This window comes from Amycolatopsis nigrescens CSC17Ta-90 (assembly GCF_000384315.1).
GTDB classification, from domain to species: domain Bacteria; phylum Actinomycetota; class Actinomycetes; order Mycobacteriales; family Pseudonocardiaceae; genus Amycolatopsis; species Amycolatopsis nigrescens.
Genome location: NZ_ARVW01000001.1, coordinates 4,632,476 through 4,647,740 on the forward strand (window position 1 = coordinate 4,632,476; position 15,265 = coordinate 4,647,740).

At 66.8% G+C, this 15,265-nt stretch carries 14 protein-coding genes and 1 tRNA gene; 9 read left to right on the forward strand and 6 right to left on the reverse strand.

Annotated features, from left to right (window positions below):
• The first annotated feature begins 2 nt into the window (after positions 1 to 2).
• Positions 3 to 176, forward strand: a complete 174-nt coding sequence (locus AMYNI_RS49600; RefSeq protein ID WP_020670234.1) for a hypothetical protein — start codon at positions 3 to 5, stop codon at positions 174 to 176.
• Here the strand turns inward: AMYNI_RS49600 and mscL are convergent.
• The 4 genes from mscL to AMYNI_RS0122120 all read right to left on the reverse strand — a co-directional run bounded on the left by mscL (position 173) and on the right by AMYNI_RS0122120 (position 2,542).
• Positions 173 to 601: a large-conductance mechanosensitive channel protein MscL gene (mscL, locus tag AMYNI_RS0122105; protein WP_020670235.1), complete on the reverse strand. Its 429-nt coding sequence runs from the start codon at positions 599 to 601 to the stop codon at positions 173 to 175. The two genes, AMYNI_RS49600 and mscL, sit on opposite strands and share 4 nt — an antisense overlap.
• A 58-nt stretch (positions 602 to 659) precedes the next feature.
• Positions 660 to 1,337: an SAF domain-containing protein gene (locus tag AMYNI_RS0122110; RefSeq protein ID WP_020670236.1), complete on the reverse strand. Its 678-nt coding sequence runs from the start codon at positions 1,335 to 1,337 to the stop codon at positions 660 to 662.
• Positions 1,338 to 1,476: 139 nt separating this feature from the next.
• Positions 1,477 to 1,857, reverse strand: coding sequence for an FmdB family zinc ribbon protein (locus AMYNI_RS48265; RefSeq protein WP_084628431.1), 381 nt, complete (start codon positions 1,855 to 1,857; stop codon positions 1,477 to 1,479).
• Between the two features lie 88 nt (positions 1,858 to 1,945).
• A complete protein-coding gene (locus tag AMYNI_RS0122120; RefSeq protein WP_020670238.1) occupies positions 1,946 to 2,542 on the reverse strand; it encodes a 5-formyltetrahydrofolate cyclo-ligase in 597 nt (198 codons plus the stop codon).
• A gap of 24 nt (positions 2,543 to 2,566) precedes the next feature.
• On the opposite strand from AMYNI_RS0122120, the gene AMYNI_RS0122125 reads away from it, so the two are divergent.
• The 5 genes from AMYNI_RS0122125 (at position 2,567) to AMYNI_RS0122145 (ending at position 6,553) form a co-directional block, all read left to right on the forward strand.
• Positions 2,567 to 3,466 (forward strand): UTP--glucose-1-phosphate uridylyltransferase, encoded by a 900-nt coding sequence (locus AMYNI_RS0122125; protein ID WP_020670239.1) that lies wholly within the window; start codon positions 2,567 to 2,569, stop codon positions 3,464 to 3,466.
• A 2-nt stretch (positions 3,467 to 3,468) separates the two neighbouring features.
• Positions 3,469 to 4,749, forward strand: a complete 1,281-nt coding sequence (gene glp, locus AMYNI_RS0122130; RefSeq protein ID WP_020670240.1) for a molybdotransferase-like divisome protein Glp — start codon at positions 3,469 to 3,471, stop codon at positions 4,747 to 4,749.
• 19 nt (positions 4,750 to 4,768) lie between these two features.
• Positions 4,769 to 5,440 (forward strand): GNAT family N-acetyltransferase, encoded by a 672-nt coding sequence (locus AMYNI_RS0122135; RefSeq protein WP_020670241.1) that lies wholly within the window; start codon positions 4,769 to 4,771, stop codon positions 5,438 to 5,440.
• A gap of 161 nt (positions 5,441 to 5,601) precedes the next feature.
• Positions 5,602 to 6,429, forward strand: coding sequence for a divisome protein SepX/GlpR (sepX, locus tag AMYNI_RS0122140; protein WP_020670242.1), 828 nt, complete (start codon positions 5,602 to 5,604; stop codon positions 6,427 to 6,429).
• 51 nt (positions 6,430 to 6,480) lie between these two features.
• Positions 6,481 to 6,553 (forward strand) — tRNA-Ala (locus AMYNI_RS0122145).
• Between the two features lie 156 nt (positions 6,554 to 6,709).
• Here AMYNI_RS0122145 and AMYNI_RS45095 read toward each other — a convergent pair.
• Positions 6,710 to 8,056, reverse strand: a complete 1,347-nt coding sequence (locus tag AMYNI_RS45095; protein WP_084628432.1) for a recombinase family protein — start codon at positions 8,054 to 8,056, stop codon at positions 6,710 to 6,712.
• Between the two features lie 325 nt (positions 8,057 to 8,381).
• A complete protein-coding gene (locus tag AMYNI_RS49790; protein ID WP_211225501.1) occupies positions 8,382 to 8,888 on the reverse strand; it encodes a hypothetical protein in 507 nt (168 codons plus the stop codon).
• Positions 8,889 to 8,993: 105 nt separating this feature from the next.
• Here AMYNI_RS49790 and AMYNI_RS0122160 point away from each other — a divergent pair, with 105 nt between their 5' ends.
• From AMYNI_RS0122160 to AMYNI_RS0122170, 3 genes are read left to right on the forward strand one after another with little or no spacing between them, the layout of a single operon-like run.
• The gene (locus tag AMYNI_RS0122160) at positions 8,994 to 10,940 is read left to right on the forward strand and encodes a type I restriction-modification system subunit M (RefSeq protein ID WP_020670245.1); all 1,947 of its coding nucleotides are present in this window, start codon (positions 8,994 to 8,996) and stop codon (positions 10,938 to 10,940) included.
• Complete coding sequence (locus tag AMYNI_RS49795) at positions 10,937 to 12,154, forward strand: restriction endonuclease subunit S (RefSeq protein WP_211225502.1); 1,218 nt, start codon at positions 10,937 to 10,939, stop codon at positions 12,152 to 12,154. The genes AMYNI_RS0122160 and AMYNI_RS49795 overlap by 4 nt, the downstream gene beginning before the upstream one ends.
• A complete protein-coding gene (locus AMYNI_RS0122170) occupies positions 12,151 to 15,264 on the forward strand; it encodes a type I restriction endonuclease subunit R (RefSeq protein ID WP_020670247.1) in 3,114 nt (1,037 codons plus the stop codon). Before AMYNI_RS49795 ends, AMYNI_RS0122170 begins: the two co-directional genes overlap by 4 nt.
• The last annotated feature ends 1 nt before the right edge of the window (position 15,265 follow it).

The window sequence follows — 15,265 nt, forward strand, 5'->3', positions numbered from 1 at the left end:
CCATGGCAGGTGACGAGGAACGGAAGACACCACGCAAGCCCGATCGACGGCAGGTCGACGCGGTCTTCGGCGACGTGCTGCCGGACACCACCTCCGACGAGCGGGACCCGGAGGCCGCCCGTGAGAACACCGATTCGTGGTACCTGGAGAACCGCCCGCCCCATCACGGCGATTAGTGCCGGCCGTCGCTGCGGGTCGCGGAGGCACCTCCCTGCTGCTGGCGGAGCAGGTCGCGGATCTCGGTGAGCAGTTCCACGTCGGTCGGCTCGGACGGCCCGGCCTCCTTGCCGCGCTTGCGGCGTTCCTGAACCTTCTGCACCGGCAGCACGATGGCGAAGTAGACCACCGCCGCGATGATCACGAAGTTGACCACCGCGTTGATCACCCCGCCGAAGTCCAGGAACGTGGCGTCGTTACCGGCGAAGATCTGGTAGCCGAGCCCCTTCGCCGCGTCGGAACCACCGATGGCGTTGATCAACGGTTTGACCAGGCCGTTCGTGAAGGCGGTGACGATGGCGGTGAAGGCGGTGCCGATGACCACCGCTACCGCGAGGTCGACGACGTTGCCGCGCATCAGGAAGTCCTTGAAACCCTTGATCACAGTCGCGCTCCTGTTCTGTCCGGACCGTGTTTTCCGTTGCCGCGCAAAGAAAATGGCGCTAGCGGAGGGTAACGGTTACCGGCCTTCCCAGCGAGGCGGCGGCGACCTGGGTGGCGATCTCCACGGGTACCGCGATCAGCACCAACGGCCCTTTCGAGGTGCCGCCGCCGATGCGCTGCGGACCCTCGGGCGGAGTGCTCACAGTCACAACCGCCGCCTTACTCGCCAGTACACGGCGGTCTTGCTCGGCGGCGTCCAAGGTCACCACGTCCACCCGGACACCGGGACGGAGCAGTTCGGCGACGCCGGGGTCGGCCAGCCGGACCGGCACCGTGGCCGACTCAGGTTCACCCGTATCGGGGACGTTCGGACCGCTCCCGATCAGCCGCGCGTCGGTGATCGGTTCACCGGTACGAGCGGCGCCGGTGAGCAACCGGCCGAGCACCGCCGCCGGTTCGGTGAAGGCGCCTTCCGGTCGCAACGGAGCCGGCATGGAGACCACCCGGAGGTCCTCGGCGGTCAGGGTGCGACCGGCCGGCAGATCGCGGCTGCTGACCAGCGCGGGAAGACCGGGGTCGTCTCCCGCCGACGCCGGCAGCACGGCGACGAACGCGGAGGCCAGCAGCAGTGCCACGGCGAGCCCGCGGCGGAACAGCAGCAGCGGGCGGCCGCGGATCCGCGGCCAGCGGCGCTGCCACCACGCCATCGCCGAGCGGGGCAGTTCGGACAGGTCCATCGCGTCCTCCTGGCTTCCAGACCTGCGAGGACGGTGGGTTCCGTGCTCGCAAGATCGAAGCTAGGCGGGTGCGTGAGGGGTGCGGAAGAGCGGAACACCCCGGCTGTGGATAACCGGGGTGCTGTGCATAACCGGGGGCTCAGGGAGCCGCGGCAGAGGTTTTTGTCGGGGTGCTGGAGGAGGATGAAGAGTTCGCACTCGAAGAGCTGGAGTCCGATTTGCCGGACTTGCCCGAGTCGCTCGATGAACTCGAAGAGCTGGACGAGTTCGACGACGAAGAGTCGGCCGTCTTGCTGTCACCGCCGTTGGTGCTGCTCGCCGCGGTGCTGCCCGACTTCGCGTCGGAACGGGAGTCATTGCGATAGAAGCCGCTGCCCTTGAAGATGACGCCGACGGAGCCGAACAGCTTGCGCAGCGTCCCGGTGCACTGCGGGCACTCGGTCAGGCTCGCATCGGAAAACGACTGCACCGCTTCGAAGCGGTGGCCGCAGTCCTTGCAGGCGTACTGGTAGGTGGGCACGGGCACTCCTTCGCGCGTTGGCACTCAACCCCTGCGAGTGCTAACACGATTGTGCGTTATGACATTCCTTCCGCGCAAACCTATGTGGTCAACTAGACGGCAGCTTTGTCAGACCTCCGCCGGGCGTGAGCGCGCCGGTCATCCGGAGATCATGCGGCTCGGCGGGCAGCCGGTCGACCAGCTCGGCGTCCCGCACCACCGCGACCAGCGCGGAGTCCGGGGCGGCGAAACCGAGCGAGCGGTCGTAGTAGCCGGCGCCCCTGCCCAGCCGGACGCCGGACCGGTCCACCGCCAGCGCCGGCACCAGCACCAGGCTCGCGGCGCCGATCGCGGCCGTCCCGAGCCGCCGGCCGGACGGCTCCAGCAGCCCGCGGAACTTGCCTTCGACCAGGGTGGCCGGGCCGTCGTAGGCGGCCCAGTCCAGCGCGCCCGGCGTCGGTGGCACGATCGGCAGCAGTACCTGTGCGCCGCTGTCGCGGAGGGCGTCCAGCAGCGCCGTGGACCCCGGTTCGGTGCCGAACGGCAGGTAGGCGCCCACGATGGCGCCGAAAACCAGCCCGGCCGCCGCCTCGGCCAGCGCGGCGGCCTCGGCTGCGCGCAGGTCCGGCGGTACCGCCGACCTCGATGCGAGCAGCGTGGCTCGCCACTCCGCCTTGCCGGGGTGCTCATTGCCGCAAGCGTGCACGGGCCCAGGTTAGGCTTTGCGCCTATGACGGGCGCCGCATCAACCCAGACGTTCCGAACCGCGATCGTGCCGGCCGCAGGCCTCGGCACGCGTTTCCTGCCGGCCACCAAAGCCGTGCCCAAGGAGCTCCTACCGGTGGTGGACACCCCAGGCATCGAGCTGGTGGCCACCGAAGCCGCGGAGTCCGGGGCCGAACGGCTGGTGATAGTCACCTCACCCGGCAAGGAGTCCGTGGTCAACTACTTCCGTCCCGCACCCGAGCTGGAATCGGCACTGGAGCGCAAGGGCAAGACCGCACTTCTGGAGAAGATCCGCCGCGGGCCGGCGCTGCTCGACGTCGAGGTCGCCATCCAGAAGGAGGCCCTCGGTCTCGGGCACGCGGTCGCGCAGGCCGAGCCCAACCTGACCGACGCCGACGAAGCCGTCGCCGTACTGCTGCCGGATGACCTCGTGCTGCCTTCGGGGGTGCTCTCCCGGATGTCCGCGGTGCGGGCCGAGTACGGCGGCAGCGTGCTGTGCGCGTTCGACATCCCCAAGGAGCAGATCTCGCCGTACGGCGTGTTCGACGTGACCGACACCGCGGACCCGGACGTCAAGCAGGTGCACGGCATGGTGGAGAAGCCGGCGCCGGAGGACGCGCCCTCCACCTTCGCCGCGGCCGGCCGCTACCTGCTGGACCGCGCGATCTTCGACGCGCTGCGCCGGATCACCCCCGGCTCCGGCGGCGAGCTGCAGCTCACCGACGCGGTGGCGCTGCTGATCAAGGAAGGCCACCCCGTGCACATCGTGGTGCACCACGGCGACCGGCACGACCTCGGCAACCCCGGGGGTTTCCTGCGTGCCGCGGTGGACTTCGCGCTGGACGACCCGGAGTACGGCCCGGCGCTGCGGACCTGGCTGACCGACCGAATCGAGAAGCCCTGACCATGACCGAACCGACCCCCGAGCCCGCCGAGATCACCGGAACCGGGCAAGACCCCGAGTTCCGGTCCGTGGCGGCGCAGATCGCGCTCGCGCTGGACGCCGCGGTGCGTCCACGGCCGGTCCGGGTGGCCATTTCGGAGGCGCAGGGCCTGCTCTGCGCCGAAGAGGTGATCGCCGAACACGCGCTGCCCGGTTTCGACCAGGCGGCCGTGGACGGCTACGCGGTGCGCAGCGTGGACGTGCGCACCGCGGGGCAGGAAGAGATCCAGCTGCCGGTGGTCGGCGAGATCCCGGCCGGCTCCCGGCAGCCGCGGCGGCTGCAGCCCGGCCAGGCGGTCCGGGTGGCCACCGGCGCGCCGCTGCCGACGCTGGCGGACGCCGTGGTGCCCACCGCCTACACCGACGGCCACCACGCCAAGGTGACGGTGAACCGCGCAGTGCCCTCCGCCGGGTACGTCCGCCGGACCGGCGAGGACGTGCAGATCGGTGACGTGGCGGTGCGCAAGGGCGACACCATCGGCTCGGCGCAGGTGGGGCTGCTGGCCGCGGTCGGCAGGGCCAAGGTGCTGGTCTATCCGAGGCCGCGGGTGTCCATCGTGTCCGTCGGCGACGAGTTGGTGGACGTCGACCGGGCGCCCTCGGTTGGCCAGGTCTACGACGTCAACTCCTACGCGCTGGCCGCGGCGGCCAGGGACGCAGGTGCCGAGGTGAACCGGGTCGGCATCGTGCCCACCGATCCGAAGCGGCTGCGCGAGGTCGTCGAGGGCCGGTTGCTGATGTCCGAGATCGTGGTGGTCGCGGGCGGGGCGGGCGGCAGCGCCGGCGACGAGGTGCACGCCGCGCTCTCCGACCTCGGCCGGATCGATCTGACCAGGGTCGCCATGCACCCGGGTTCGGTGCAGGGCTTCGGCAGGCTGGGGCCGGATTCGGTGCCGACCTTCCTGATCCCGGGCAACCCGATGAGCGCGCTGGTGGTGTTCGAGGTACTGATCCGGCCGTTGATCAGGGCGGCCCGCGGCACCCGCAACCCGCATCGCCGGATGGTCGGCGCCCGGCTGCTTTCGCCCATCACCTCCACCAAGGGGCGCAAGGGTTTCCTGCGCGGGCAGCTGCTGCGGGACGAGGGCAACGGGGAGTACCTGGTGCAGCCGCTCGGCACGTCCGGAGCACACCTGCTGGCCTCCCTCGCCGAGGCGAACTGCCTGGTCAATGTGGACGAGGATCTGACCGAAGTGGCGGCGGGTGAGCAGGTCAAGGTCACTTTCCTGGCCCAGCGAGGGTAGCCGGGAGCACAAGGACGGGATGGCCCAGCGGGTGCAGGGTTCGACCTACGACATGGAGAGCAGGCATCCCGGCTGGCCGGCCAGGCTGGGCGGGCTGGCGGTGCCGGCCGGGGTGGTCGAGGTGCGGCCAGTGCGGCTACGCGACGGCCGCGACTGGAGCCGGGTCCGGTTGCGCGACCGCGGCCACCTGGAGAAATGGGAACCCACCGCGCCGGGGACTTGGACCGACCGCAACGCGTTCTGGTCGTGGCCGCCGCAGTGGGCCGCGCTGCGCTCGCTGGCCAGGCGCGGGCAGTGCATGCCGTTCACGATCACCCTCGACGGCGAGTTCGCCGGGCAGATCACCGTGGGCAACGTGATCAGGGGCTCGCTGCGTTCGGCATGGGTCGGTTATTGGGTGTCCTCCTCGGCGGTCGGCGGCGGGGTGGCCACGGCCGCGGTGGCGCTGGTCGCGGACCACGTGTTCACGCTCGCCGGGCTGCACCGGCTGGAGGCCACCGTGCGGCCGGAGAACCAGGCCAGCCTGCGGGTGCTGGCGAAGGTGGGGTTCCGGCAGGAGGGCCTGTTCCAGCGCTATCTGGACGTCGCCGGGGACTGGCGCGACCACCTGTGTTTCGCGGTCACCGTGGAGGAGATCGGGGACGGGCTGGCGGCCAGGCTGATAGCAGCAGGCCGCGCTTCGCGTGTCTGAGTTCGGTAAAATCGCCGCCGAAAAGAGAGCGTTACCACACCGGGTGAGAATCACCTAATCCGGTGACGACTTTTCAAGTTCCCCGGCGGCGTGCCTCCGCCCGATCTGTGACTGCTGTGACTAGCGTGACGACAGCAGTGGATCGGGGGAGGTGACGGGAGATGCCCAGTTCGTTGATCATCGTCGCGCTGGCGGCAGCGTGGCTCGTCGTCCTTGTGCCCATGATCGCTCGCAAACGCCAGGAGATCGCGCGGACCACCGACTCCGCACTGGCCGCGAGGGTCGTGCGAAGCGGGAGTGCGCGCGCCGCCGAGCGAGGGGAGTTCGCCATGTCCGAGACCGGCAAACCAGAAGCCGAGGACGACGATCTGGCCGATCCCGAAGACCTTGAGGCCGAACTAGACGCGGAGCTGGAAGAGCTCGAGGCCGAACTCGACGAACCCGCGCCGGCCCGCCCGCCTCGCGAGGAGCGCGAAGGCAGCCGTAGGTACCGACCCGGCCGGGGTGGCTTCGACCCGGAGGCCGCGGAGATCGCCGCCCGCGCCAAGTACGTGCACCGCCAGCGGGTGGTGCTCGGGCTGATCATCGCCGCGATCGTCTCCGCGGTGGTCGCCGGCTTCGTCTGGTCGACCGCATGGTGGGCACACGGCGCGATCGACGCCGGGCTGGTCTGCTACCTGGGCTACCTGCGCCGGCAGGTGCGCATCGAGGACGGGATCCGCGAGCGCCGGCTCGCCAGGTACAACGGCGGTGGCGCGGAACCCGCCCGCCCCGGCCGCCGCGCGCCCGAAAGCGACGACGGTCACCCCGACGATGTCGAAGTGGTCGCCGAAAGCCGCCGTGAGCTGGTCGGATCCGAGCGCAAACCCTCGCCGACCTCCCGCCTCCGACGCCAGGCCGTGGTCGTCGACCTCGACGACGAGGACCCCGCGTTCCACGAGTTGGACGAACCGGGGCAGCAATCCTTCCGGCGGGCGTCCGGCGAGTAACCCCCTCGCCGGGCGCCCGCCGCCCACTGTTATAGTTTCCGAGTTCCACAAGGGGCTGTAGCGCAGTTGGTAGCGCGTCTCGTTCGCATCGAGAAGGTCAGGGGTTCGATTCCCCTCAGCTCCACCGGAAGTTCGATTTTTATGCTCTGACCTGCGGATTTGTTTGCAGAGTAGCCCTCCCGCTCAGAACATGAGCGGGAGGGTTTTCTGCTGGGCAGGGCCTGTTTCTATGTTCTATCCCCGTAAGGTGTCGTGCTTGTTGTGGCTGGTGTTGTTTAGGTCAGGGTGCCGCTGACCGTGGTTCATGGTTGGTGATGCGGCCGTCGGCGAGGTAGAGCCGGCAGAAGATCGCATGGTTGAGTTGCTGGCGCTGGTCGTCGTTGCAGATCCGATAGATCTGGACCGGAGGAAGGGCTTGGCCGAGTTCGTTGCTGGCGATATCGCCCGTGGCGAGCCTGGCTACCGCGTCGGCGACCTGCTGATGGCTGACGGTGGTGTAGTAGCGCTCGACGGCATGTTCAGCGATGGCGACGTTGACGTATGGGGCTGGACAGTTGCCCTGCTGGCGGTTGCGGCAGAAGAAGTAGGTGTACTCGTCGCGACGGCGGGTGATGGTGTGCTGGATGATCATCCGTCCAGCGACGCCGGCTTGGTGGCAGTGTCCGCAGTACAGGGTGCCTTTGAGGTAGTGATGGTGCGTCCGCCTTCGCTCTCCGGATGTAGTGCGGGCGTCGAACACGGCTTGGACGCGGTCGAACAGGAACTGGTCGACGAGTGGTTTGTGGCGCCCGAGAACTTCTTCGCCGCGGTAGGTGACGTACCCGAGGTAGTAGCGATCGCGCAGCATCCGGGCGAGCTTGCTGATAGACACTCGCTGTGCGGGGTACCGGGCGGTGGGGCGGGTGCGTAGCCCGCGCTCGTAGAGCCGCTGGGACAGCTGGTCGAGGGTGAAGTTGCCGATGGCAAAGAGTTCAAAACCGAGTTGGACCAATGGTGCGCGTTCTGGGTCGACCATGATGGTGCGGATGTCGCGGCCATCAGTGCGGTCGATGTGGTTGAGGTAGCCGAGCCGGGCGCGGCCGATGGTGCCGCCGTTGCGAGCCTTCTGTCCCATCTTGTAGGCGATGTCAGCGCCGGACTCGCGAGACTGGTACTCGTTGAACGTGGCGAGGATGCCGTGCATGAGTTGGCCGACTGGTGTGTCGTCGACGGACTCGGTGGCCGAGATCAGGCTGACGCCGCGCTGTCGTAGGTCGGCCATGATGAGCGCGTCATCGACCCGGTTGCGGGCCATTCGGGACAGCTTGTAGACGATCACATGGTCGACGTCGCCAGCATGGCGGATCCGGGCCAGCATTCGCTGGAACGCGGTGCGTTTGGACATCTCCAGTGCTGACCGGCCAGGTTCGACGTACTCTCCCACGATCGTCAATCCGAGTTGCTCGGCTTTGCGGCGGCAAGCCTCGCGCTGCGCCGGGATCGAGATGCCCTCCGGGTCGTAGTCCCGCCCGACTTGCCGGGTCGAGGACACCCGTAGGTAGAGGACCGTTGCTCGACCAGTGCCCGGGTGTGCTCCGTTCAGGAGCGGATTCTCCACATACAACGAAGATGAGGTCGCGTTGTTCATAGCGGAGAGCCGAGCAGCGCGTCGCGTCGTGCGCGACTACGTTGGCTCACCAGGTGCCCAACGTCACGCTATCGGGTGGCGGGGTCGTCAGATGTAACACCAATGCACCAAGGCTGTCGGGATTGTCAAAGAACGACTGGCTGACACCTGTGGGAAGCGTCTCGCGCGCAGCCCATATCAGCGCCTCGCTCTCGACGGGAGGACGACCGCCGGGTATCTATCTGACTGTGATCCCAACTTACTGATGTCGCGCCACGTATTCAGGTTCAACCCGCCGCACTCAAGGTGTTGACGCCGTGGCAGGTCGTCGAAGGGTTCTCGGTCGTCAGAGACTACGAACCCTAGATCGACATTGCCTGGGACGCGGTTGTCGAATGCCTCGCCGCCGAAGCGAAGTGGCTGGATCGTGCAGTGGCATGTCACGTCGTGCGGCCGGGAGGAGGTGCCGATTCGTGGGGAACAAGGACATCTGAGCCACCTTGACGGTCTCCGGCTCGCGCTGCGGTGAACGACCGCGACACCACACCCCGAGGCCGACCGCACACACCACACCCACGGCTCCGACCAGGGCGACCGTGTGGAACAAGCCGATCTCGTCCGCGGCCACCCCGGCCGCGAGGATCGCCGCGCCCTGCGCGGCGTAAAGCGAGGTCGCGACCCACTCCATGACCCGGCCGCGTCGCGCGTCCGGCACCACGGCCTTGACCATTGCCTGTGCGTGGATCAGGCACGTGGTTGACAGCGCTCCGGACACCGCCCACAGCCCGTCCGACACCCACAACCCGGGCCCGGGCCGCCCGGTCGGGAAGGCGATCACCGAGCTGTTCTCCACAGGCTGACCCCGGTGGGCATGTTAGATCTTTGAAATGTTACGTTTCTGATACGTGGATCTGTGTGATGATTCTGATACATCGACCTGTGAGGCGAGCGGGAGAGCATGGCAGAACCGAAGGTAGCGACCACGGCCACGACGGCACGGATCGTCTGGGACACAGCGGACAAGTTCCTGCGCAACGTTGTCGACGAGGAGGACTACGGCGACTTCATCCTGCCGTTCACCGTGCTGCGCCGCCTCGAGTGCATGCTGGCGGACACCAAGGACGAGGTCGCGAAGTTCGTGGCCGCGCTCGGAGGGATGCCTTCGCACCTGATCGACATCGCGGTCAAGGACAGGTTCAACCTCAGCTTCTACAACGTCTCGCCGCTGGACCTGAAGACGATCGCCTCGGTAGACGACAACGTGGCGAAGTCCTTGAAGTCCTACGTCGAAGGCTTCTCCAACAATGTCGCCGACATCTGGGTCGCCTTCGACTTCAACAGGCGGGCTAAGGTTCTCGCCGACTCCAACCGGCTGCACGCCGTGGTCAAGCACTTCTCGGTGCTGGATCTGTCGCCGGGAAGCCTCCCGAACACCGCAATGGGTGACGTCTTCGAGGACGTCATGTACCGCGCCTTCAACAAGAAGGGGAAGGCAGCGGGCAACTTCTACACGCCGCGCGACGCGATCAAGCTGATGGTCGACATCCTGATCACGAACGACGACGAGACGCTCGCGGGCGACAGCGCGCTGCGCTCGATCTATGACCCTACGGCTGGCTCTGGCGGCATGCTGCTCGTCGCGCAGGAGGCACTGCGGCGGATGAACGACAAGATCGACGTCACGCTGTACGGCCAGGAACTGATGCCCTCGGCGTTCGGCCTCGGCAAGGCCGACCTGCTGATCCAGGGCGGGCGGCCTGACGCCATCAAGCAGGGCAACACGCTCGTCGAGGACCTCTACGAGGGGCAAACGTTCGACTATGTGCTGTCAAATCCGCCGTTCGGCTCCGACTGGTCGGCCGACGAGAAGGCGGTCCGCGACCAGGCGAAGGTCAAGGGCTCCCGCTTCAGCCACGGTCTGCCAAGCACCGCCGACGGCCAGATGCTCTTCCTGGCGCACTGCGCCTCGAAACTCACGCCCGCGTCCAGAAACGGACAGGGCGGTCGTGCCGCCGTGGTCTCCAACGCCTCGCCGCTGTTCAACAGCGACAACGGGCCGACGTCCATCCGCCAGTGGCTCCTCGAAGGGGACCTGATCGACGCGATCGTCTCTCTGCCGCCAAGCATGTTCTACGGCACCGGCATCCCGGCGTTCGTGTGGATCCTCGACACGGACAAGGCCCCGAAGCGCAAGGGCAAGGTCCAGCTGATCGACGGCTCCGGCGAATGGGCCCTGCTTCGGAGGCCGATGGGCGAGAAGCGCCGAGAGATGCAACAGCAGCACCGCGAGACCCTGGTCCGGGCGTACCAGGACTTCGAGGACGCGGACCCTGCGATCTCTCGTGTCCTAACCCCCGAGGACTTCATGTTCCGCGATGTGCCCGTCTTCAAACAGGCCCGCTTGGCGGCGCGCTACAGCGAAGACGTCGTCGAGGCGCTTCGAGGCCGGAAGGACTTTACTGACGGGCACGTCGATGTCCTCAAGTCGCTCGATGGCACGCCGTGGAACGACCTCTCCATCAACTTCGCGGCGGCCGCGAAGGCGGCCAGTCTGAACAGCCCTGTCGGTCTTGTGGACGCAGTCATGAAGGCGATGGCTGTGCCCGAGGAAGATGCGCCGCTGGCGGTCGACCGCAAGGGGCAGCCCGTCGCCGCCAGCACTTGGAAGATCACTGAGCGCGCGCCTCTCAGCGAGGGCCTGGCAGAGCACATGAAGCGCGAGGTCCTACCCTTCTCACCCGACGCGCTGTGGGATGCGAGCAAAGCCAAGCACGGCAACGAGATTCCGTTCACCCGCATCTTCTACGCACCGGCTGAGCCTCGGCCGTTGGCCGAGATCGACGCCGAGGTGAAGAAGCTCATGGGTGAACTGGGCGAGATGTTTAGCGCTGTGAGCGACGAGTGACCGCGTACGCTGTCCACGAGTCCCTGCTTGAGGCCTCGGCGTTCCCGCTCGCACCCATTGGCTCGATCGTTGTCGAGCGAAACGAGAAGGTCAGTGAGGCCGACTTTCCGCCTCTGTCTGTTGGCAAGCTTGGGGTGACACCGCAGCTCGCAGGGGTCGCGAAGACTCAGACCGAGGGCGAGCGGAAGCTCGTGCGTGCCGGAGATCTGGTCATCAACTCTCGGTCGGACCGGCGGGGCGCTTCTGGGCTCGCCCGAATGGACGGGGGTGTCTCCCCGGTATACACGGTGATGACGCCCAAGCCGGGCCTCCTGGTCGCCGAGTACGGCCACCACCTGTTGCGCAGCACGGCGTTCCAGGACGAGTTCTTCCGATGGGGCACAGGCATCGTGGACGACCTGTGGTCAACGAACTTCACGCGCATGTCCCGGATCCGCGTCCCTCTGCCGCCGCTGGACCTCCAGCATCGGATCGCCGCACGACTCAGCGAAGTCGAGGCGATGGTCAGGAAGCTCGACGAGCTGGCCGAAGCCCTTCGGCAGCGGTCGACGGACACCGCCGCGGTGTTCGGGCTCGCGGACGGTCACCCTGGACACGTAAAGGACGCCCATTCGCCGTTGTCCGGCATCCCCGACCATTGGCAGCGCACCAAGTTCGGCTACGACTTCTTCGAAAGCACCGAGCGGAACGGCGACAACCCGCCCGGCCCGCTGCTCTCGATCTCCGAGTACCGAGGCGTCGAGATCAACACCCGAACCGACGGACAGCAGGCGTCGTCGGACGTGTCGAACTACCGGGTTGTTCGACCGAACCAACTGGCCGCCAACATGATGTGGCTGAACCACGGCGGCCTCGGAGTCTCGTCGCTGACCGGCTACATCAGCCCCGACTACAAGGCTTTTTGGATCTCACCGCGGTTTTATCCGCGCTACGTCCACCACCTGTTCCGCAGCCAGCGCTACGTCGACTACTTCGGCACCATCGGCACGGGCGTCAGGCCGAATGCCCAGCGGGTCACGAAGACCGCTCTCGACATGATGCCGGTGCCTTTGCCTCCGATCGACGAGCAGCGGCTCATCGCTGACTACCTCGACAAGGTCACCGACAATGTCGATGACATGCTCGCGAAGGTCGCGACCTTGCGTGAATTGCTGGTCGAGCGATCGTCAGCCCTGTTGCTCGACGTCGTGACCGGACGGATGGAATTGGCATGAGCCACGCACAGCTGATGGAGCTCGAGTTCGAGACGAACCTCTGCACAGAACTCTCCGAGCGAGGATGGCTTTACGAAGACGACGGCAAGCCGACCGGCTGGGACGTCGGTCTAGCGATGGTTTCCGAGGACGTCCTCCACTGGCTCAGCATGCAGTATCCCGACGAGTACGACAAGGCCGTGCCGGCCGACCTGGTCAACGGCCAGCGCACCGACGCCGAGAAGAAGCTCCTGCTGCACATCACCAAGGAACTGGCGAAGGCGACCAAGATGGACGCCACCACAGGCCACCCCGTCGGCGGTCTTCTCGGCGTTCTGCGTAAGGGTTTCACCTACGCCCAGGTGGGACGTCCCGCTGCGAAGTTCGGCCCGATGATGGAGTTCCCTCCGGCGAACCCGAACCTCGCCGAGGTGGTCGAAGCCGCCGAGGCAGTACGGCTGCGGATCCTGCGGCAAGTGCGCTTCGACACCACGAGCAACGAGACGATCGACGTGGTGCTCACCGCCAACGGCATCCCGGTGGTGACGCTGGAGCTGAAGACCGACAACACGCAGACCGTTCAACACGCGATCCGCCAGTACCGCGCGGACCGCAAGCCCGGGAAGAACCGGCCGCTGCTGGCACCGGGGCGGGCACTCGTCCACTTCGCGGTCTCCAACGACCTCGTCTATATGACCACCAAGCTCGAGGGAGGCGACACCGTCTTCCTGCCGTTCAACCAGGGCAACGACGGCCACGAGGGTAACCCGCCCTCGCCGACCGGCTCGCCGACCAATTATCTGTGGAACGAGATCCTCGCCCGACCGATGTTCATGCGGATCTTGAAGGATTTCGCGCAGTTCGAGTCGTCCAAGTCCGGCAGGAAGGGAGAGGGGCGCCTGGTTTTCCCGCGTTTTCACCAGCTGCGCGCCGTCGAGCGCATCATCGCCGACATCGAGGCCAATGGCACCGGCCGGCGCTACCTGGTCTGGCATTCCGCTGGCTCGGGCAAGACCAAGACGATCGCGTGGCTGAGCCATCGGCTGATCCGGCACATGAGCGCTGACTCGAAGTCGACTTTTGACTCGGTCATCGTCGTCACCGACCGCACGGCGCTCGACGAGAACATCCGCCACGACATGAACCTGATGCAGTCCAGCCAGGGCCTCGTGGTGTCTGTGGGGGAGAAGAAGTCGCAGGCCAAGTCGCCGCACCTCAAGAAGGCGCTCATGGAGGGTGACCACATCGTCACCTGCACCCTGCAGACCTTCCCCGAGGTCATGATGCTGATCGAGGACACAAGGGAGCTGCGCGGCCGTCGCTGGGCCGTGGTCGCCGACGAGGCCCACTCGTCGCAGTCGGGCTCCGCGGCGCGGCAGTTGAAGGAGCTGCTCGCGGACGTGGAGCTGGACGAGGACGAGGACATCAGTGCCGATGACCTGCTGGCCGCCAAGGACTCGGCGATCGCCGCCTCCAGCAACATCACCTTCGTGGCGCTCACGGCGACCCCGAAGGCGAAGACACTGCGCCTGTTCGGCACCAAGCGGGACGACCGCTGGGAGGCGTTCGATACGTACACGATGGCCCAGGCGATCGAGGAGGGCTTCATCCTCGACGTGCTGACCAATTACTCCACCTACGACATGTTCCTGCGGGTGAAGAACACCCTTGAGGGCGGCGAGGGCGAAGAGATCCAGGTCAACACCGGGGAGGCCGTCTCCGCCATCGTCAGGTACGCCCAACTGCACCCGACGGCGATCGCGCAGAAGGTGCGGGTCGTCATCGAGCACTTCCGACGCAACGTCATGGGCATGCTCGGCGGCGCGGCCAAGGCGATGGTGGTGACCGGCTCCCGGCGGGAGGCGGTGACCTGGTCGCGCAAGTTGGGCGACTACATCACTGCCCAAGGCTACGACGACATGAGCACACTGGTGGCGTTCTCCGGCACCCTGAAGGACGAGTCCGGCGATGAAGTCACCGAGATCGCGCTGAACGGGCACAGCGACGTCTCCAGGGCCTTCCGTGAGGAGGAGATCTACAAAGTCCTCGTCGTCGCCAACAAGTTCCAGACCGGGTTCGACGAACCGCGGCTCATGGCGATGTACGTCGACAAGAAGCTGACCGGCGTCGCCACGGTGCAGACGCTCTCGCGGCTCAACCGGATCTACCCCGGCAAGACCGCGCCGATGGTAGTCGACTTCCGCAACACGCCCGCGAGCATCCAGAAAGACTTCCAGGTCTACTATTCCGACGCCCACGTCGACGGCGACGTCGACCCGAACGCCCTGTACACGCTCGGCGAGCGGATGGACACCGCCGGGCTGTACAGCCAGGGGGACATGGACGCCGTCGCCGACGCCTTCCTGGCGGATTCGGGCGGAGAGGCCATCGCCAAGGCGCTCGCTCCGGTGAAGAACAACTGGACCGTCCAGTGGCGGGAGGCGCAGCTGTCGAAGGACAAGTTGAAGCGGGAGGCGCTTGAGCAGTTCCGCGCTGACGTGCTGGCCTATCGCAATGCCTGGCAGTTCTTGAGTCAGATCGTCGACTACCAGGACCCCGAGCTGCACCGCCGGGCCATCCTGGCGACGTTGCTGGCCCGCAACCTGCACGTTCACGGGAACGAGTACGACGACAGCTATCTCGAGGGCGTCCAACTCTCAGGTGTGAAGCTGGTGCCGTCGGCGATTAACGAGGACCACTCGCTGGCCGACGGCAGCACCGACGGGATCAAGCTCCCGGAGTTCGACGGTGAGCGTCTCGGCTCGGGCACGCCGGTTCGCGGCCCGCTCGATGAGGCAATCGAGCGCGTCAACGAGATGTTCAAGGCCAAGGGGATGGACGTGCGGCCGGACAGTCTGTCGGGCTTCATCACGACATTTTGGGGTTTCCTGGATGCCAACGATGACGCGGTGGCCATGGCGCGGAATAACACCGTGGCCCAGCTGAAGGCGTCACAGGGCTTTAGTAACGCCGTCGGCCTCGCGGTGCTGCGGACGTGCCGGGAGTCGCAGGATCTCCAGTCCTACATGACCGACCCCGCGTTCATCGCCGAGATCGCGAACATCGCTGCCGAGGCCCTGCACTCGCACTACCACGGCGATCGGGGATCCGAGGCGAGCCGAGAGGCGTAGA